Below are 1458 nucleotides of genomic sequence, written 5' to 3'. Positions count from 1 at the left end.
GGCTCTTCGGACTTCCGGTGGGGGTGAGGCTCGCCGGGTGAGTTCGGGCGGGTAGGGGTCGAGGTCCCCGAGGATCAGTAGCGCCAACTGCTGCTCCAACCGAGGACCTCGACGTGTCTCACCATAGTTCGGGGTGCGCTGATGCGCGCTCTGCCGCTTGCCCGTGTTCCCGCTGCGATCTGCTGCTCGGTCTCGACGGCGTCCATGTCGAGGCGGTCGAGCGTCTGGACGGGCTGCTGGTGGTGACGGTCTCGAGCCCCGCGGTGCCGGCCGGTTGCCCGTCGTGCGGGGTGCTCGCTGTCGGTCGGGGTCGCCGCCGCCGCGTTCTTCACGACGTGCCCGGCGCGACGCGGGTGCGACTGATCTGGCGGCAGCGGGTGTGGCGTTGTGATGATCCCGACTGCATGAGGAGGACGTTCGTGGAGCAGGTCCCGACCCTGGTCGCCGCGCGCGGGTCGATCACCATGCGCGCGGTGACGTGGGCGATCGGGCAGCTGCGCCGCGAGCACGCCACGATCGCGGGCCTGGCCCGACAGCTGGGCACGTCGTGGAAGACGGTGTGGCGGGCCGTTGAGCCCGAACTCGTCAAGCTGGCTGCCGACGAGTCCCGGTTCGAGAACGTCACCACCCTCGGCGTCGACGAGCACATCTGGCATCACGTCGACTCCCGCAAGCGCGGCCCGAAGGAGCTGACCGGGATGGTCGACCTGACCCGGGATGAGCACGGTCGCACCCGTGCCCGGCTGCTCGACCTCGTGCCGGGCAGATCGGGGAAGGCCTACGCGGCCTGGCTCGACGAGCGCGGCGACGCGTTCCGGAACAACGTGAAGGTCGCGGCGTTGGACCCGTTCGCCGGATACAAGACCGCGATCGACGACAAGCTCGAGGACGCCGTCGCGGTGCTCGACGCGTTCCACGTCGTCAAGCTCGGCACCGCCGCCGTCGACGAGGTCCGCCGACGTGTCCAGCAGGACACCCTCGGTCACCGCGGCCGGAAGGGCGATCCGCTCTACGGGATCCAGACCATCCTCCGCGCCGGCGCCGAGAACCTCACCGAGAAGCAGCGGGCACGGCTGGTCGCGGCGATCGAAGCCGCCCCTGCCCATGATGAGGTATTCGTCGCGTGGCAGTGCGCGCAGCAACTGCGCTCCGCCTATCACCAGAAGGACCTCGCCGAAGGGCGGAAGATCGCAGAGAAGGTCGTGGAGTCGTTCCACACCTGCCCGATCCCCGAGATTGCACGCCTCGGCCGCACCCTCCGGCGGTGGAGCGACGCGTTCCTGGCCTACTTCACCACCAACCGGTCATCGAACGGCGGCACCGAGGCGGTGAACGGGATCATCGAGCTCCACCGCCGCCTCGCCCGCGGCTACCGAAACCGGCACAACTACCGCCTCCGCATGCTCCTCGCCGCCGGCGGCCTCACCCCATGACCCCCACCGGAAGTCCGAAGAGCCC

Annotated in this window: 1 protein-coding gene; it reads left to right on the top strand. The window is 69.8% G+C overall.

The window, feature by feature from the left end; genetic code table 11:
• Positions 1–113: 113 nt before the first annotated feature.
• On the top strand, positions 114–1433 hold the full coding sequence (locus IR155_RS15630; RefSeq protein WP_457920470.1) for an ISL3 family transposase: 1320 nt from the start codon (positions 114–116) through the stop codon (positions 1431–1433).
• Positions 1434–1458: the final 25 nt, after the last annotated feature.

Origin of the sequence: Microbacterium paludicola, from assembly GCF_015235415.1 — a bacterium.
GTDB lineage: Bacteria > Actinomycetota > Actinomycetes > Actinomycetales > Microbacteriaceae > Microbacterium > Microbacterium paludicola.
This window is presented reverse-complemented; position numbering and strand designations above follow the sequence as displayed.